We start from the raw sequence: 1,782 nt of genomic DNA, 5'->3' as shown, positions 1-1,782 counted from the left end.
ATATGTCCCATCTGATCTTGTTATACTAGTAGGTAAAACATTCGCTTTTGTAAATTTATGTTCTATTGCCATTTTTCCAGTGAACGTTTTTAAAGCAGCCTCATTTGGAGACATACCGTTTTTAATAAAATCGTTGAAGCTATTAAGATTATCAGCAACGGGTTAATTTTACCAAAGGATGCTCTAAGTTTATAAGGTCTACAAGACTAGTTTGAAACAAATTCTGCTGAAAATCGGTCTTAATTTTTCCTAACATATTGCCACTTTTTTATACCTCAATAAATAACAGCTCAAAATACACACGAGACCATTAAAAACTAATTCTTCTATAAAGACCAAAGCTCTGGATTTTCAGAGCTTTTTTAATAAACCCGTTATGGAAGATCTTGATTTTGCTTCAAAAGCAAGAAGTGAAGATTTTCAACAACGATCTTATGCAAATAAATTATTATGAATAAAATTTCAATTATAAAAAAAATACAATTAGGACAGAAAACGTTTCCTATTGAAAATCTACTTTCGGAGTTACATTTTAATTTTTATTGTGGAAAAGGAGGAATAAAACATCAGGTTATTCTATCAACAGAAACTTCATCTTTATTAAACTTGCTGATAGATAGTGGCCAGATTGACAATACCCTCTTAGCCAAAAATGAAGTAGATAAATTGCCGAATTTAGAGAACAAACAAAGAATTTTTCCCTATAGATATCAAATTTTAAATTCAGAAGAATGTAATAATACATATCTTATAGTTTTTGATATTTATGAATACAGAGAATATTACAGTTGTACTGTGTATGGAGTTTTACAAATCGAATAAACAATTTCAATTAATGACTATGAAAAGAATTAATAAATTTATGTTAGCGTTACTTTTTGTTTTCTCAATAGTACAATTATATCCAAATTCGATCGATCCGGAGTGTTCTATAATTACATTCGCAAATGATATGTCCACTGCTAGTTCTGAATTCAAAGCTTTAATTCAAAATCGAGATATTTTTAAAGCATGTAATTTATTAAATAAAAAATCTCCTGCTTTAAGAGCCGACATTAATGAACTTAAATTAGTTTCTAAAAACTTAGATGAAATTAGCAAAGCTGGCGGATATCTAAAGTGGAAAGTTCTAAAAGAGGGAGAAATTTCAATCAAAAAGTCTATTGATTATATAAGTTAAGTTGATAATACAGTAACTCCTTATATTTCAAGCTGGACAGATAAGGAAAAAGCATTAGCCTATGCCTTAGACCATGGTGGGGAGAAAGTTGTTGAAATTGATTTGACAAAAATCAACGGAAAATATATTGATCTATCAAATAAGGGTATAAGAGAAGCCTTTTTAAAAGGAGATAGAGTACAAAGTTTCGCTAAAAAATCTCATGAATTTTTAATCATTATTGACGAAATTCCAACTACAGCATTTAAACTTATAAACTAATTAATATGTACAAAATAACTGCCAAAGACATTAAACAATTTCTTTTTAATGAAGATAATGGTTTTTTAATAAAGTATCACACGATGGATGGAATTGACCTTGTTTTATTAGATAAATTATATGATATTTTAGAAGAATTAAAAATGGATTGGAAATATAAAGAAAATGTTCCTAAAGATATACTACATTATTTAATGACTGTAGTACCGGGCTTATATCACGATTTAGAATTATATAAAGATGACGAAGAAACATATTACATATATAATGAATTAATTTATAATTTGAGTATTGCAATAGAAATGTGCTTAAATCCCGATATTAATGATCCTCATTATAAT

At 27.8% G+C, this 1,782-nt stretch carries 3 protein-coding genes; all 3 read left to right on the top strand.

The genetic code is table 11. The annotated features are described in order from the left end of the window. Positions 1-450: 450 nt before the first annotated feature. Positions 451-822 carry a hypothetical protein gene (locus FLA105534_RS23665; protein WP_173968531.1) on the top strand — a complete coding sequence of 124 codons (372 nt, stop codon included), beginning with the start codon at positions 451-453 and terminating at the stop codon, positions 820-822. Between the two features lie 19 nt (positions 823-841). Continuing rightward, positions 842-1,180 (top strand): hypothetical protein, encoded by a 339-nt coding sequence (locus FLA105534_RS23660; RefSeq protein ID WP_173968530.1) that lies wholly within the window; start codon positions 842-844, stop codon positions 1,178-1,180. Positions 1,181-1,446: 266 nt separating this feature from the next. Continuing rightward, positions 1,447-1,782, top strand: a 336-nt coding sequence (locus FLA105534_RS23655) for a hypothetical protein (protein ID WP_173968529.1), incomplete at its 3' end; no start/stop codon positions are given.

Origin of the sequence: Flavobacterium collinsii (genome assembly GCF_902804485.1) — a bacterium.
Lineage (GTDB): Bacteria > Bacteroidota > Bacteroidia > Flavobacteriales > Flavobacteriaceae > Flavobacterium > Flavobacterium collinsii.
This window is presented reverse-complemented; position numbering and strand designations above follow the sequence as displayed.

Excerpts from the sequence above, each read along its gene's own strand:
- FLA105534_RS23660 (WP_173968530.1), top strand. The coding sequence starts at position 842 with ATGAAAAGAATTAATAAATTTATGTTAGCGTTACTTTTTGTTTTCTCA.
- FLA105534_RS23665 (WP_173968531.1), top strand. The coding sequence starts at position 451 with ATGAATAAAATTTCAATTATAAAAAAAATACAATTAGGACAGAAAACG.